16 protein-coding genes are annotated in these 15,064 nt (G+C 44.8%); 8 read left to right on the forward strand and 8 right to left on the reverse strand.

What is annotated here, in order from left to right:
* The first annotated feature begins 465 nt into the window (after window positions 1-465).
* Genes iorA through QXV08_RS04770 form a run of 3 tightly spaced genes read left to right on the forward strand, consistent with a single transcriptional unit; the run spans window position 466 to window position 3,181 of the window.
* The gene (gene iorA, locus QXV08_RS04760; protein ID WP_342785239.1) at window positions 466-2,379 is read left to right on the forward strand and encodes an indolepyruvate ferredoxin oxidoreductase subunit alpha; all 1,914 of its coding nucleotides are present in this window, start codon (window positions 466-468) and stop codon (window positions 2,377-2,379) included.
* 6 nt (window positions 2,380-2,385) lie between these two features.
* Entirely contained in the window at window positions 2,386-2,988 is a 603-nt protein-coding gene (locus QXV08_RS04765; protein WP_342785237.1) for an indolepyruvate oxidoreductase subunit beta, read from the forward strand.
* Window positions 2,975-3,181, forward strand: coding sequence for a hypothetical protein (locus tag QXV08_RS04770; protein WP_342785235.1), 207 nt, complete (start codon window positions 2,975-2,977; stop codon window positions 3,179-3,181). The genes QXV08_RS04765 and QXV08_RS04770 overlap by 14 nt, the downstream gene beginning before the upstream one ends.
* Before the next feature lie 43 nt (window positions 3,182-3,224).
* Here the strand turns inward: QXV08_RS04770 and QXV08_RS04775 are convergent, their stop codons facing one another.
* Window positions 3,225-3,686, reverse strand: coding sequence for a hypothetical protein (locus tag QXV08_RS04775; protein WP_342785234.1), 462 nt, complete (start codon window positions 3,684-3,686; stop codon window positions 3,225-3,227).
* Window positions 3,687-3,777: 91 nt separating this feature from the next.
* On the opposite strand from QXV08_RS04775, the gene QXV08_RS04780 reads away from it, so the two are divergent.
* Together QXV08_RS04780 and QXV08_RS04785 are read left to right on the forward strand one after the other, a co-directional pair.
* Window positions 3,778-4,731: an iron-sulfur cluster loop gene (locus QXV08_RS04780; protein ID WP_342785232.1), complete on the forward strand. Its 954-nt coding sequence runs from the start codon at window positions 3,778-3,780 to the stop codon at window positions 4,729-4,731.
* Window positions 4,732-4,744: 13 nt separating this feature from the next.
* Complete coding sequence (locus tag QXV08_RS04785) at window positions 4,745-5,122, forward strand: DUF6995 domain-containing protein (RefSeq protein ID WP_342785230.1); 378 nt, start codon at window positions 4,745-4,747, stop codon at window positions 5,120-5,122.
* On the opposite strand, the gene QXV08_RS04790 is transcribed toward QXV08_RS04785, so the two are convergent.
* From QXV08_RS04790 to QXV08_RS04805, 4 genes are read right to left on the reverse strand one after another with little or no spacing between them, the layout of a single operon-like run.
* Complete coding sequence (locus QXV08_RS04790; protein WP_342785228.1) at window positions 5,123-5,989, reverse strand: methyltransferase; 867 nt, start codon at window positions 5,987-5,989, stop codon at window positions 5,123-5,125. It abuts the gene before it with no gap.
* A gap of 23 nt (window positions 5,990-6,012) precedes the next feature.
* On the reverse strand, window positions 6,013-6,411 hold the full coding sequence (locus tag QXV08_RS04795; protein WP_342785226.1) for a CopG family transcriptional regulator: 399 nt from the start codon (window positions 6,409-6,411) through the stop codon (window positions 6,013-6,015).
* On the reverse strand, window positions 6,412-7,302 hold the full coding sequence (locus QXV08_RS04800) for a metal ABC transporter permease (protein WP_342785224.1): 891 nt from the start codon (window positions 7,300-7,302) through the stop codon (window positions 6,412-6,414).
* Window positions 7,299-8,324: a metal ABC transporter solute-binding protein, Zn/Mn family gene (locus tag QXV08_RS04805; RefSeq protein WP_342788163.1), complete on the reverse strand. Its 1,026-nt coding sequence runs from the start codon at window positions 8,322-8,324 to the stop codon at window positions 7,299-7,301. Before QXV08_RS04805 ends, QXV08_RS04800 begins: the two co-directional genes overlap by 4 nt.
* Before the next feature lie 27 nt (window positions 8,325-8,351).
* Here QXV08_RS04805 and QXV08_RS04810 point away from each other — a divergent pair, with 27 nt between their 5' ends.
* Window positions 8,352-9,131, forward strand: a complete 780-nt coding sequence (locus QXV08_RS04810) for an ATP-binding cassette domain-containing protein (RefSeq protein ID WP_342788162.1) — start codon at window positions 8,352-8,354, stop codon at window positions 9,129-9,131.
* Between the two features lie 20 nt (window positions 9,132-9,151).
* Complete coding sequence (locus QXV08_RS04815; protein ID WP_342785377.1) at window positions 9,152-9,991, forward strand: hypothetical protein; 840 nt, start codon at window positions 9,152-9,154, stop codon at window positions 9,989-9,991.
* A 64-nt stretch (window positions 9,992-10,055) separates the two neighbouring features.
* Here the strand turns inward: QXV08_RS04815 and QXV08_RS04820 are convergent, their stop codons facing one another.
* The 3 genes from QXV08_RS04820 to QXV08_RS04830 are packed head-to-tail and all read right to left on the reverse strand — an operon-like array spanning window position 10,056 to window position 13,890.
* Complete coding sequence (locus tag QXV08_RS04820) at window positions 10,056-12,461, reverse strand: xanthine dehydrogenase family protein molybdopterin-binding subunit (RefSeq protein WP_342785217.1); 2,406 nt, start codon at window positions 12,459-12,461, stop codon at window positions 10,056-10,058.
* Between the two features lie 12 nt (window positions 12,462-12,473).
* Window positions 12,474-13,007: a (2Fe-2S)-binding protein gene (locus QXV08_RS04825; protein ID WP_342785215.1), complete on the reverse strand. Its 534-nt coding sequence runs from the start codon at window positions 13,005-13,007 to the stop codon at window positions 12,474-12,476.
* A gap of 1 nt (window position 13,008) precedes the next feature.
* Window positions 13,009-13,890 (reverse strand): FAD binding domain-containing protein, encoded by an 882-nt coding sequence (locus QXV08_RS04830; RefSeq protein ID WP_342788366.1) that lies wholly within the window; start codon window positions 13,888-13,890, stop codon window positions 13,009-13,011.
* A 133-nt stretch (window positions 13,891-14,023) separates the two neighbouring features.
* Here QXV08_RS04830 and QXV08_RS04835 point away from each other — a divergent pair, with 133 nt between their 5' ends.
* A complete protein-coding gene (locus tag QXV08_RS04835; protein WP_342785213.1) occupies window positions 14,024-15,031 on the forward strand; it encodes a PLP-dependent cysteine synthase family protein in 1,008 nt (335 codons plus the stop codon).
* Window positions 15,032-15,064 lie beyond the last annotated feature (33 nt).

Below are 15,064 nucleotides of genomic sequence, written 5' to 3' on the forward strand. Positions count from 1 at the left end.
GATCTATATTATGTGGGATAGTAATATATAAACTTTTTTCATTATTAAATCCCACCAGTCAATGGTTAGCCAGCATTTATAACATAATCCACTGGTTCCACCGGGTTTGAATCTGCCATAGGATTACATAGGGTTAAAAACGGGCTGAAATGGTGTTTAGGGTTGTTTATGGTTGTCTGAGTTCTTTCAGGGCTGTGAGGTACGCGCTAGCTGTGTGCTATACTCTAGAAGGCTTTTTTAAGTCTTGAGGCTACAAGCTTATTATCGGTGACCGCCTATTTCCGAGAACCGTGGCTGAACCACGGTGAGGGGGTGGGCGGAGACTGTAATGAACCCGGGGGCAGCCATGAATAACCATAAACTGCCCCAACCTACCACTCTCGAGTGAACGGTCACGCATGAGAATATATGTAGTTTATAGTATATATACTCGTACATACCATACATAAGATAATGGTGTAGGATATGAGTCACATGCTTGCGGGAAAGGGTGAAAAAGTATTGTTAATGGGGAATGAAGCAGTAGCTAGAGCAGCACTTGAGGCAGGAATATGTGTAGCAACAGCATATCCTGGAACACCATCCACGGAGATAATAGAGACTTTAAGCGAGGTAGCCGGTAAATGCGGGATATATGTCGAATGGAGTATAAATGAGAAGGTGGCATTTGAAACAGCGTACGCGGCAGCGATAACTGGGGTTAGAAGCATTACAGCCATGAAGCATGTGGGCGTTAATGTGGCGGCAGATATATTGATGAGTAGTGCTTACTCAGGTGTTAAAGAAGGCTTCGTAGTGGTTTCGGCTGATGATCCAGGTGAGCATAGCAGTCAAAACGAGCAGGATAATAGGTGGTACGGGTTACTAGCCCATATACCAGTTATTGAACCTAGTAGCGCGAGGGACTCATATTATTTAACCAAGGAGGCATTTGAGCTAAGCAGTAGATACGAGCACCCGGTTATTCTTAGAACCACTACAAGGGTAAGTCACACAAGGCAACCAGTTGAATTAAGCGGTGATATACCATCAGAGAAAAAGTGTAAAGGAGTTTTCGATAAAAACTATGAGAGATGGGTGCTTGTACCAGCTAACGCGAGGAAGCAGAAGATTAGGATGATGAAGATATGGGAGGCTATAAGGCGTAATGAGGGGAGGGAACCATTTATACGCGTGTGGAATCCAGGTAGGAGTAAAGTAGTTATTGCAAGCGGGATTAGCTACTCTCATGCCGAGGAAGCTCTCAGACTACTCGACGCCTTAAACGATGTGACATTAATCAAGGTCTCCCTACCAGTCCCCCTTCCACCAGCACCTATCGCTACAGTTTTAAAGGATGCAAAAGAAGTACTGGTCATCGAGGAACTCGATCCTGTGGTAGAGACCCAGGTGAAAGACATAGCTGTTGATGAGGGTTTAAGCGTAAAGATATATGGTAAAAACATGATACCCGAAAACGGAGAGCTCTCGATAGATAGGATCTTCGAGCCGGTAGCTAAATTCATTGGTAGGGAAACCCTGCCTCCATGGCAGAGTATTGGGGAGGTGAAAACCGAGCCTCCGATTCCACCACGTCCCCCAGTGCTTTGTGCCGGGTGTCCTCATAGAAGTACCTATTACATAGTTAAAACAGCCCTTAACAGGGCTGGTATAAGAAATACCGTGTTCACCGGCGATATCGGGTGTTATACACTAGGGTATCAAAAACCATTTGAAACACAGATGACGTGCTTCGAGATGGGTGGGAGCCTGGGCATAGCCCATGGATTCGGAAAAGTATTAGAGAATACAGTGATAGCTGTTATAGGAGACTCTACATTCTTCCACGCCGGTATACCCCCGGTATTAAACATAGTTTACAATGACTCTAAGGTCATACCATTAATACTCGATAACTCGACAACAGCTATGACTGGGCATCAGCCACATCCAGGTACTGGGATAACAGCAATGGGGCTGCGGACAACGGCTATACTCCCGGAGAAGATATTAGAGCAGGCAGGGTTTAAAACTATTATTATTAATCCATTAAGAGTTAAAGAATCAATAGAATTACTTACACAGGCTTTCAAAGAGTACTTGAAGGGTGAGCGAATAGCAATAGTTTCACGTATGAGATGCGCTCTCGAAGTCGCGAGGGATGCTAGAAGGAAGCAGGTAGTACTACCCATTTATACCATCATTGAAGACAAGTGCACCGGGTGTATGGCATGCGTGAACTTAACGGCCTGTCCAGCTATAATAGTGCCAGCAGGATCGAAGAAGCCCATTATACTAGAGGAGCTCTGCAACGGTTGTGGACTATGTGCATCTATCTGCCCCTATAAAGCGATAACTGTTAAAAACACGCCGAGCCCTGAGTGGGAGAGGCTCTGGTGATGCAGTATGAAGACCAGGTTTAATCTAGTGTTATCCGGTGTAGGGGGTCAGGGTATAATAACGCTTGGCAGGTTAATAGGGCTGGGATGCATGCATGCCGGCGTAGACGTCAGCATCGCGGAAGTACATGGTATGAGCCAGAGAGGCGGTAGCGTTATAGTGCATGTGAGAATAGGTGAAGGTGAAAGCCCGATTATACCGGTAGGAGGCGCTGATACAATTATATCACTGGAATTGCTTGAGGGAGCCCGGAGCCTAGTATACGCGAATAAGGGGGCAACACTAGTAGTAAACGATTTCCTATGGCCTCCCCCATTAGTTAAATATCCTTCTAGAGATACAATCCTAGCCGCAATATCTAGTAAGGGCTTGACTTACTACCTCTACGATGCAAATAAAGCCAGCATAGAGGTAAGTGGCTCGGTTGTTTCATCAAATATAGCCCTCCTGGGATTCACCCTAGCCGTAGATAAGCAGTTATCTAAATACATTGAGTTAAACGATATCGAGTGGGCTATTGAGAAAACGTTGAGAGGGCACCTTGTAGATGTAAACAAGAGGCTTCTCAAGAAATCATATGAGGATGGATTGAGATATGTCAACCCATGAAATAATCGATCTACTGGAGGACGCTATAGATATCATTGATCAACTTGAAGGAGTCCTACAGAGGCTGAAGCCAGGTGATAATATAACTCCTGGGGTAATCTACCAGCTATATAATAGTTTAGTATTATTGAGGGAGAAGATAGTTGTAGCCAGGATAAAGGTTTCGAGTAGTCTAACCTCGTCACAAGATTAAACGAGCGCCTTAACCATGGTAATCAAAGCAACCATATATGTTTTTAATACCCATAATGTATCGAATCCATATACTCTATCTCCGAGATATGGGAATGAGGATCCATAAATAGAGCGGTGGCAACGCTTACCTTATCCACGTTGCTCATCGACGACGCCACCCATTTACCGGAGTTGAGTTCCCCAATATGTACCCTACGTGTATAAGCCTCTAGAGTCTTCACGTAACGTGCGATAACCGGGTATTGGATACCTATGAGTAGGGCTTTCTCGCAATATAGGTGATCAATTATTATAGCTCCTTTTTCACTTATAGCGATGCATGTTTCACCAGTTAACAACCACACCTTACCCCTACCATGAAGCACTATGGTTTTCCCGGTCGCAATCTTTACAGAGAATCCGCCATTCACCGCGATAAAATCCCCTGCTAATATCGGCTCACGTATAAATCCAACAAGTATTTTCCCGTCTTCCAAGCGTTTTTTAACACTGTCAGCGGACATAGTACTATCCCTCAATATTCTTTTCTCCTACTCCTAGTTTAAAGATAAATTAAACTAGCATGAAACCCTAGATAGAATAAAGGTGAGTATTATGGAGGTTATAGGATTAGACACATCAATAATAGAGAGGGTTTCGAGAGTCTTAAGAAACAATATTGAGAGGCTTGACACATTGGATCTCTGCGATACAAAATTCTACCCGCCCTGTAACGATAACCTAGAAAACATACTCAGATACTTTATAGTCATGGTAGCCATGGATCACAGGCTGAGTAGACCTGGGAAACCATATGAGGCCATGCTTGAAGACGGGTTCTACCATGGTGCTGATCTACTATATAGGCTTGGAATGAAAAAGTATTCGGAGGACCCAGGATTCTTTGATCCAGTGCGCTTAGCACAGGTGAGAATCGAGGAAGTTGAATCCTGGCTCAGCATAGGTGGTGCAAGGCCACCGGACATAGAGGCTAGAACTATTCTTCTAAGGGATTTGGGGTTGAAAATCTCTAAACTATACGAGGGCAGGGTTACGAGGATCATAGAGGCATCAAGAGGGAGGCTCTACGGCTCTCTAATGGAGCCTGGATTCATAGATCTCCTAAGGGTTTTCAGAGCCTATGAAGACCCCGTTGAGAAGAAGTCATTATTACTCGCGAAATTCCTGGCCAAAAGGAGGATATTCACGCCTCTCGATAAACCAGGGATCCCGGTTGACAATCATTTATCAAGGATAGCGTATAGGCTTGGAATAGTGATGGTTTCAGGCAATCTATGGGTTAAGATAAGGGAGCAGAGGGAGGTCTCACGTGAAGAAGACATATTATTGAGGATGGTTATTAGACGAGGATATGAGGCTATATCCAGTGAGGCAGGTATAGATCCGGCCACCCTGGATGACTATTTTTGGCTGATGGGTAGGAGGATATGCCTAAGGGATAACCCACCTAGATGCGATAAATGCTTGTTCAAGGGTTTCTGCAGGGCTAGAAGGAATAATAGTTTTATGGTCCCAGAGCACTATTACTATAATACATGGTATTACTGATAGGTGGGTATCTTTGAGTATCCAGGGCGACAGTGGCACGGACATTAATAAGGGTATTAACAGGCTTAGAAGCCTCACCAGGCTTGAGAGGATTATTGTAAACTACTTTCTAAGACATATAAGTGCAGGCGATATAATAGCAGTATTAGATATACGTGAAGAAGTGAAAAAGAAGATCAGGGAAGGAGATAGAGATCTCTTCCCAGAAACAGAGGATGCACTTATCGAAGTAGAGGTGAGACGCGTACTAGCAGAATTAGTCAGAGAGGGGATATTGTACCATAGGAATGGAGTATATGGTTTATCGCCATGGCTGGTGGAACTAGTAAAGAAGAAGTTTGGAAGGCTCAGGCCAGGTGAATCCAAGCCTCTTGAAAAACTCCTTGAATAACTACTTCTTGAAGCCAATGAAGCCTTGAGCCTTTGCATCATAATATACGTTGGTGAACCCGGCTTCCATCAACCTATTCTTTATTCCTTTGAGAATACTTGGTGCCCCATGCCGTCTCGGCTCACCAGTATAATGGAATAAAATACCTCCATGCCTGAGCACCCTGTATAGTTCCTTGTAGAAGTCGAGACTATATAGGTTACCAGTGCTCCTTGTGAATCTAGGTGGATCATGTATTACTCTATGAAAATACTCTGACTCCAGCGAGGAGACGCCTTCAACTACATCCATTATATTAATCCTTATTCTATCACTGGATAACTCCCTGCTCCATGGATTCCTCTCAGCTATCCACACAACATTCTCATCTATCTCAAAGGTATAGATGTTACCAGCCCCTCTCCTCAGAGAAGCTATAGCTGTATAACCCAACCCCATACACGTGTCAAGGATGTTTAGGCCGTTTGTAACCCTAGCTGCCCGTATCTTCGAGATTGTGTCACGCCACGGATCGGTGTCCTGTACTCTATGCATGTGGATGCCGTTTATTTCGAGCGTTGGTGCCGTAGTTTTACCTGTCGCCTTCAACTTATAGAACCCTGTTTCAGTATGGAGTGCTACCTCATATATTTTCCCGGTTTCCTCTAGTAGTACAACCCTATCATGCTCGCTTGGCTCTAACTCCCTAATATCTGCCTCGATGCCCTCGCTAAGTAACAATTTATTGTTCCCTACGCAGACAACCATAGTTGATAAACCTAGATCCAGTGTGGTTTCAACACATCCGCTTGAACGCTTCAGCTCGTCAATAGTGAAAAAAGTGAACCAGTATCCTTTCACGGGTTTAAACACTAATGCCTCGGGCACGGTTCATACCTGGCTCATTTAATTTACTGGCTTAACACGTTCGAATCATCTAATGGGAGATACCTCTGGATCTTGGAGCTTGATGAAACAAGCCTTCTCAACTCGCTTATTAGTTTAGAAGACCCCTCAACTATTATCACTATTATAAATCCATCCCCCATCCTATGAACACTATACGATATAATAACAGAGCCGTATCTCGAAATAATAGAGGAGGGCAGCGGGCTCCGTGAGTAAACAACTATTACACCACGGCACTTGTGCTCCCCATTCTCGTGAAGATTCTCATGTATGTACTCGTTTAAGGCATTCGATACTATAGTAGATCTATCACAGTGGAATAACCCGGCGAGATTATCCAGCTTCTCAGCCACATGGTAGGGCACGCTCACACCAAACCTCTTCTTCGAATTCCCGCTCATCTACCTTCCCCACCCTGTAAGCGCCACATATAGAAAAGCAATAACAAGGATAAAACCACTTACACCTACAGGGCTTAATCCATAGTTCACTGCAGCTACGTATCCGAGCATCGTAGACGTTGTTGACACTAGTAGTGTTAATAATAAATGCTCCTTACTGCTTCTAGAGATTCTTGCACCCACTATTGCTGGGAGAAGTATCATTACATGCTCCATTATGTAACCACTGATATGTAGTAGCCCTATCGTGGCTAAACCGATTAGAGTGTAAGTGATGAAATCGTAGAAGCCCATCCTCACACCAGCTATCCTGGCTGACACGGGATCTATGCTTAATAAAATTATCTTGTCGTACATTAAAATAACCGCGGCAACTACAATTATTGAAATAATGGTAGCCACTAGGACGTCTTGTCTGCTCATTAGAACAGGATCCCCTAGCATTATACTGGATAGACTATACTGTGTAGGGAACATTGTTAACACATAGTATGCTAGTAGAACACCCATCGATGATGAGAATGAAACCATGAAAGAGGATACCTTGTTGGGATCTATTCCCCTGTGAATTAAGTATCCGGCGAGATATGTTAACATCAATCCAACCGGTATCGCTGAATAATATATGCTCACCCCGAATATCAATGCAAAGAGGTAGCCGAGGGTAGCCGCTAGAAAGCTATTATGTATGGAGCCTGAGACAAGGAACTCTAATCCCTTATAATAGGCTAGCAAGCCGACTAGGCTAAGCGATAGCCCCGTCAACCAGTATGCTATAACTCTATCCACTCCTATAACCCTGGAGGAATCCACTAGGGACACTAGGAAAATTATGGATACTATAATACATGCTAACAGGGAACTCGATCTTCTTCTGGTACTGGAGATCATCTGTAAACCCACCTAGACAGCGCTAAACCTATTATGACACCTATAACTACATAGAGTATTATGGAGAGGGGATCAGGTGCTAGATGAGATGGCTCCTCTAGTTTCGTATAAGGCTTTCCGGCTTCATTAATGTTCACACTGCTTACTTGAGAACTTATATAGTATAGTTTATCAGGTATGGAGCCGTTTACTAGCGGCGACGGAACCTCTATTATGGTTACATTATATTTTTTAGATAACTCGATCAATGCATTACTTTCACTAGAGGCGGCTGGCGATGTTATAAACACCAACGGGATGCTCCCACTCTTCATAAAGCCCTCGACAGACGCTATATCTTGAGGAGATGGTTGTACCTCATGCTCTGGAACAAGTGATTTAACTACCTGGAACCCCATCCATTCCACGGCATACTGTATTTCAGGGAGGTCTATTATAGTGGACATGCCACGGTATTTGCCCATCATCTTATTAACTAGGGATACGAGGGAGTTTACCAGTTTTAAGGCTTTATCACTGTAGCAATCGGCTTTCAAGGGGTTGGCTTTCGCTAGTGTGCTTGTCAGGTTTTCAACGAAGAGGATATAGTTTAATGGATCGTAAATAGGCATGTGGAGGTTGGCCTGCCCACTAGAGGGGTTAATGGTAATCCTGATTCCAGGGATCTCAAGTATATTGATAAGCGTCGCATTCAACTCGCCTTTCTCCACAAGGTTCTCTATCTCTACTTCTGCACCAGTATGTCCTGTTGAAACTATTATTGACGCCCTCTTTAGTTTCTGGTAGTCACTAATGGTTAACTGGTACTCATGGGGATCTACGCCGGGGGGAATAATATAATCGACTACATCGCCATCGCACAATAGGAGTTTAATGTCGCTTACCAGGTTAGGGAAAACAGTAACAACGTATACTCCGCTAGTGGTTTGAAGAGAAACCAATAACCCTTGTGAAATCAGTAGACTTAACACGGTGATTACCGGGATCAATGCGTGTCCCATGGCTTCACACCTTGTGCACAAATCTATTTAAGGACTTATAAACATTTTGTGCACAAGGGATTCAACATGATTATAGAGTTAATAGATTTAACCGTGAAGAGAGGACACACCCTGGTACTGAACAATTTAAACGCTGTGTTCAAGGGTCCTGGACTAATACAGGTTATAGGCCCCAATGGAGCTGGCAAAACAACACTACTCCTCACCATCCTAGGCTTAATAAAACCCGTAAAAGGAGTGGTTAGAATCAGGGATACAGAGCTGAAGAATCCAGGGGAAGGATTACGTGAAACAATATCCTACGTCCCTCAAAGATTCCATATACCGAGAGATGCACCGATAACGCTCTGGGAGTTCATGGAAAGCTATATTAGGGCTTACGAAGGAGGTATGTCATTTAGATCCAGCCATACTGTAAAGAGGAGAATCGAGTCAGCACTGGAAATGGTTGGATTGCCCAGGGATTCATGGGGTAAGAAGATCAGTGAATTAAGTGGTGGGCAGCTCCAGAGAGCACTAGTGGCTAGAGCTCTCTCAGTAGATTCAGAGATAATATTAATGGATGAACCTCTCTCCAATATAGATCCTGAGGGGAGGGGGGCGCTGGCTGAAATCATTGGTAAGCTTTCAAGCAGGAAATTACTCGTGGTAACGAGCCATGATCCTGTATTATTGTTGCCATACACTAGTAAAATACTGTTGCTAGGATATGGTGAATATAAGTATGGTGATCCAAACAGCATTCTTTCGCGGGAGGTGCTGGTGAAAATATATAGGAGTTGCGCCATAGTATTCGGGGAGCATACCCACATAGCGGATTGGCACTAGGTGGGGTCACTCTCTTGAGGATGCTTGAAGGCGAGTTATGGGAGTATAATGGAGTAGTATATATCGCCAAGGGTTTCCAACACCCTGAAGGAATGATCGTAGCTTACCCTAGGTACGATCTTTATATCTCCGGAAAAATACCCGGATGGCACCTAGAGAGATACATTAATACCGTGGACTGGGAGTGCATTAAGTCCAGGGTTCCCGTGATACCGGTGTCGAAAAGTACTGTGTTCCTAAATAGGCTCAACAGTATTCAACAAGTAGTCGCGGAAATAATCTCAGATGCTCTAGGCGTGAGAGAAAATGACATATATGTCACAGGGTCCTCAAGGATCCTCGGTAAATACAATGACATTGATATCGCGATATATGGGGTTAGAGAAGACTTCACCAAAGACCTCGAGGACCTCGTTAATAGAGGAGTGCTTAAACGGGTTGATGAATGGGTGCTTGTAGACGAGTACTGGGAAAAGCATAGAGGCGGAATAAGCCTCGCTGAATATCTATGGTTTAAAAAGAACACTCTTCTACACCTAAATATACTGGGAATCCACGTGAATCTTAGACCAGTTATCTACTCCAGAGGAGTCCATGGATGCATAGACCCAGTCTTGAATATATCAGAGTACACTGGACTAGTACGCGTGGTTGAGTCAATAATAGATCATGCCATACCATCGAGATATATCGGCTTACTTAATAATGGTGAGGAAGTGATCCTTGAATCCATGCGGGAAGTATACTCGGAGCTGGATACAGGCAGCTACCTCGCCATAAATAATAAAATAGAGGAAAGGCCTAGCGGTATATACCTTGTACCAGACCATGGATTGCTGAAGCCTATACTACGGCATTGAATCTACTTAAAGGAGAGGGAGGGAAAGTAGTATAAGGGAAAAAGAAGAATATGGTTAAAACCTATTACCTCTTACTTAATCCATGCTTCTTTATGATGCTGAACACCGTGTCTGGGGTTAATGGTATTCTGTTTACATCCCTGTTCGCGTCTTTACTCCCTAATGCATGTGCTACAGCATTGGCGATGCTTGGGGCTATGCCAACTATAGAGGGTTCTCCAAGCCCCTTGGCTCCAAAGGGCCCCCTGATATATCCTGCCTCCACGAAGTCTACTAGTATTCTCTCTGGAATATCCAGGCCTGTGGGTATATGGTATGTCGATAGGTTTGTATTGTAGACGTGTCCTTCAGGGCTATAATACGTATCCTCCATTAGGGCGTATCCCATACCCTGGATATATCCTCCAACACCGTGGTGCTCTGCACCAGTCCGATTAATTACCCTCCCAATATCATATACTGTTACAGCGTCCTTAACTCTCACAACTCCTGTTTCGAGGTCTACCTCCACATCACTCACTATGGCACCAAATGTATACGTGAAGTAGGGTTGGCCGGTACCTGTCTCCTCATGCCACTCTGCCGGTGGAGCCCTATAGTAACCGAATTCTTGCAGTGGAACACCTTTCCAGAAAGATTGCTCCACTAGTTCTCTCCATGTTATGTAGTGTTCTGGATCATCTCTGCAATAAACCTTTGGAGCATCTATCACAACGTCATCAGGGCTACTGCATCCAAGCATGGAGGAGGCTAGCTCATTGAGCCTTTTTCTTAGCTTATATGCCGCCACAAGTGTTGCATTACCGCCCATCGCAGTGCTCCTAGATGCAACCGTGGGCCCTGCATCAGGTGTTGATGCTGTATCCGGTAACTCTACTTTGAAGTAGCTTGGTGGGACACCTAGTATTTCAGCAGCTATATTGATTAAGCCCTGAATAGAGCCTTGACCCATATCGGTTAACCCTGTTCTAAATATTATGCTTCCATCTCTCTGTATGATTAGTGTTACGGACGAGTAGTCGGCTCCCTCTGCGCCAATACTGTTTCCATGGTAGAATACAGCTATGCCTATTCCACGCCTAATAGTACCCTTGGCCTCGGAGTACAGTTTCCTCTTCTCATACCACCCGCTTAATTCAACTGCTTTCTTGATGACATCCACTAGTCCAACGCCGTGGTCCAGTAATTGTCCATGAACCGTTCTATCACCTGGTCTCAATGCGTTCCTAAGTCTTATCTCAACTGGATCCAAGCCTAGTTCCTCAGCAAGTATATCCATCTGCCTTTCAACAGCGAATGTTACCTGTGGGTTACCGAAGCCTCTGAACGCTCCTCCGGGAACTTTATTAGTGTACACCGCGGCGAGATCTATTTTCGCGTTGGGAACCCTGTAGGGCCCGGTGCTATGCACTATCGCCCTCCATGCGACAAATGGGCCGAGGCTAGCATATGCTCCCTTATCCAGTATTATCTCGGCCTCGACGCCGAGTAATGTTCCATCTCTCCTGGCTGCATGCTTATATCTAGCGATAATCGGATGCCTCTTCGTGTGTCCTATTATGGATTCTTCCCTTGTATGTAATACAACCGCTGGCCTCTTCGTGTATAGAGCCGCTAACGCGGCTTTAGCGGCTATCTCGTTGCCCACGTCTTCTGCGCCGCCGAAACCGCCTCCCAGTGCTGGAGCTATGACTCTTACCATGTTGAATGGCAGTCCTAATACGTTTGAAACAGCTTTCCTTGTATCGAAGGGGCATTGTGTCTTAGCATATATTGTAACTCCTCCATCAGGCTCTGGTATTGCTATGGCTACCTCTGGCTCAAGATAGGCGTGCTCCTGCATAGGTGTCCTATACTCGTTCTCAACTATGACGCTGGCCTCCCTGAATGCTTTCTCTACGTCTCCAACCCTGATCTTGTATCTTGTTAATACGTCGCTTCCGCGTTCATCATGTATTAACGTATGAGGCTTCTCCTTTAATCCATTCCATTCAATTATCTGCAACGGGTCCAGGTATACTTCTAATGGCTCGTAGTCCACGTGGACTCTTTCCCCAGCATCTCTAGCGTTCTCAAGGCTTTCAGCCACTATTAGCGCTACGGTATCCCCTATATACCTTACCTTCCTATCGGCTATAAGTGGTTGATCCGGTAGTACATAGCCCACATCATTTATGCCCGGTATATCCCTGGATGTTATAACTTTTATAACACCCGGGTAGCTGGATGCCTCTGATACATCGATGCCCTTGATTAATGCATGCGCGTACTTGGATCTAACACTGTAAACGAATACAGGGTTCTTTAATAGATTAATTAGATCCGCCGTGAATATCGGTTTACCTGTTGCCTTACTTATGGCGTCCCATCTCACTACATGCTTACCTATATACTTGAAGTCCTTTGTAGGCTTGCCCCTTGTTTCATTGAATATCTTTTCAACTATTTCAACATACTCGGGCTTACTCATGCGAACCACCTACTAGACAACTTTTAAATGATACTTTTCTCTCACCTGTTTTTCATCGAAGTAGATCTTGCCCTCATTGATGTACTTGGCTGCAAGCTTGGCTGCTGCAAAGTAGTAGTGGTAGCTCCCACACCTGCACAATGTGCTACTAAGCCACTCCTTTATTTCGTCATAGCTTGGGTTTGGATTATGGTCGAGTAACGCCTTAGTCATCATTATGAAGCCCGGTGTGCAGAAGCCGCATTGCATGCCCCTGGTCTCGATGAATGCTACTTGAATAGCGTGCAACTTGCCCTCGGGAGCCAGGCCTTCCACAGTCGTTATTTTGGCTCCATCAAGCGTGGATGTTAGTGTGAGGCATGAATGCCTCGGTAACCCGTTCACGAGGACTATGCATGTTCCGCATTCCCCTCTACCACATCCCTCTTTAACACTTGTATAACCTAGTCTATACCTTAGTGTATCAATTAATCTCTCATGAGGAGGTACGTCAACTATGTATTCTCTGCCATTAACCTCCAACCTAACTTTAACGATCCTCGCCAACCTACATCACCCCGTTTAGGATTCTATTGTGTACGAGGCGCAGACCCTTCCTTAAAATAGCCTTAGACATTTCAAGCCTGTATTCACTGGTAGCCCACCAATCACTAATCCTCTTCATCTCCTTCTCAAGGCATTGTTCCGCCTCCATGAAGGTTTCCTCGCTTATACTTCTCCCAGTTATACATTTCTCAGTGCTCCTGGCCCTTCCAGGTATCCTGTGCTCACCAACCATGTCGAAGGCTATTCTGGCTTCCCTTATCCGTCCTTCCTCCTCTGTTAAATAGAAGGCGCCGGTGACTATGCCGGCTATAAGTAGCTCCCTTCTATCAAACTTTATGAATGCATTACTGGTTCTAGACGGTGGCTCCTTGAATGATATCTCCGTGATAATCTCGTTCGGCATGAGAATAGTCTTTCTTTTATCGACAAGGAATTCCTCCAGTCTAACCTTTCTCACGCCGTTCACGCTTTCAAGCCTCAGCTCGGCATCGTAGACGAGTAGGAGCGTTATGTAATCACTGTACTGTGTGGCCGATGCGATGTTACCGCCTATCGTGGCGTTAAACCTTATTGCCATGGTACCAAATTTTCTGAATGCATCTATGAACCCGGCATATCTTATATCCTGGTGCAGTATACTCTTACTGATCTCCCATAGTGTTGTAAGAGCCCCTATTCTCACCACGCCATTCTCCACTACTACATAGGAGAGGTTTCTCCTCAGAGGGGAGAGATCCACTAGGTATTTTGGCACAGGTATTTTCCGGTCTCTTATCAATACTAGTAGTTCTGTGCCACCTGCCAGGGGCTTTGCATCCGGCGAGTATTTGTCAAGGAATTGCAGGGCGTCGCTAAGGTCCTGTGGACGATATATGTCGAATATACTCTACACCCCCATTAGTTACTTTATTTTCTAAGAACCCGTGGGTAATAAATTTTTACGATTCTAAACTGTAATAATGATTTAAATACGGGCTCCCACTTTAGTAAGATATATACTGAAGGAGGGTATATGCATGAAGGTATGTAGGGATATAACCGAGTGTATAGGGGGCACACCAATAATACGGCTCTCAAGGATACTGCCACAGGGCTTCAAGGCCGAAGTATGGGGTAAGATGGAGTTTACCAATCCAACAGGCAGTGTGAAAGATAGGATGGCATTATACATGCTGAGAAAAGCCGTTGAGAAAGGAGAATTGAAGCCAGGTATGACAATAGTTGTTCCCACGACAGGTAACACAGGTATAGCTTTCTCAGCCCTTGCAAGCGTGCTTGGCTTCAAGGTTTTAATAGTAATACCAGAGGAGATGAGTGCCGAGAGATTCATGTTGATGAAGTTGTTCGGAGCCGAATTCTACTTCACACCAGGCGGTGAAGCCGATGCCGGTAATGCATTAGAAATAGCTAGAAAGCTTGTAGCCGAGAACCCTGATAAATATTACTTATTCGATCAATGGGGAGATGAAGCCAATATACAGGCCCATTACGAGACAACGGGTAAAGAGATACTTGATCAAATAGGGTGTCCCAAGGCCTTTGTAGCCGAGGTTGGAACCGGGGGTACTTTAATAGGTATAGCGAAGAGGCTTAAAGAGGAGTGCCACGACATCATAGTGGCGGGTGCTGAACCAGCTGAATGCCCGGTTGCAGCAGAGTGGTTTAAGACTGGTAAGCCGGGTCCCTGGGGAAGACATGAAATAGAGGGAGTTGGCGACGGCTTCATACCCGATATAGTTATGAGGAATAAGCACCTACTCGATGACTTTGTAACCGTGAATAGTGATGAAGCAATACAAATGGCTAGGAGGATAGCCAGGCTAGAAGGCCTCCCAGTTGGAATAAGCAGTGGAGCAAATGTTGTAGCAGCTATAAAGCTCGCACAAGCCCATAACCTGAGAAACGGCGACAAGGTTGTAACAATACTACCAGACTACGCTGCCAGATACTTCAGCACCAGGCTCTTCAAGAAGAAGCGTGAAATAGTTAACAGGAAGCAGTTGCTAGAGGAGCTAGATATTTAAGCCCCATACCATCCTATTTCTTCTTTTCTTCTC

The sequence above is a fragment of the Desulfurococcus sp. genome (assembly GCF_038881575.1).
Taxonomy (GTDB): domain Archaea; phylum Thermoproteota; class Thermoprotei_A; order Sulfolobales; family Desulfurococcaceae; genus Desulfurococcus.

Excerpts from the sequence above, each read along its gene's own strand:
- iorA (WP_342785239.1), top strand. The coding sequence starts at position 466 with ATGAGTCACATGCTTGCGGGAAAGGGTGAAAAAGTATTGTTAATGGGG.
- QXV08_RS04775 (WP_342785234.1), bottom strand. The coding sequence starts at position 3,686 with ATGTCCGCTGACAGTGTTAAAAAACGCTTGGAAGACGGGAAAATACTT.
- QXV08_RS04770 (WP_342785235.1), top strand. The coding sequence starts at position 2,975 with ATGTCAACCCATGAAATAATCGATCTACTGGAGGACGCTATAGATATC.
- QXV08_RS04795 (WP_342785226.1), bottom strand. The coding sequence starts at position 6,411 with ATGAGCGGGAATTCGAAGAAGAGGTTTGGTGTGAGCGTGCCCTACCAT.
- QXV08_RS04835 (WP_342785213.1), top strand. The coding sequence starts at position 14,024 with ATGAAGGTATGTAGGGATATAACCGAGTGTATAGGGGGCACACCAATA.
- QXV08_RS04820 (WP_342785217.1), bottom strand. The coding sequence starts at position 12,461 with ATGAGTAAGCCCGAGTATGTTGAAATAGTTGAAAAGATATTCAATGAA.
- QXV08_RS04800 (WP_342785224.1), bottom strand. The coding sequence starts at position 7,302 with ATGATCTCCAGTACCAGAAGAAGATCGAGTTCCCTGTTAGCATGTATT.
- QXV08_RS04780 (WP_342785232.1), top strand. The coding sequence starts at position 3,778 with ATGGAGGTTATAGGATTAGACACATCAATAATAGAGAGGGTTTCGAGA.
- QXV08_RS04815 (WP_342785377.1), top strand. The coding sequence starts at position 9,152 with ATGCTTGAAGGCGAGTTATGGGAGTATAATGGAGTAGTATATATCGCC.
- QXV08_RS04765 (WP_342785237.1), top strand. The coding sequence starts at position 2,386 with ATGAAGACCAGGTTTAATCTAGTGTTATCCGGTGTAGGGGGTCAGGGT.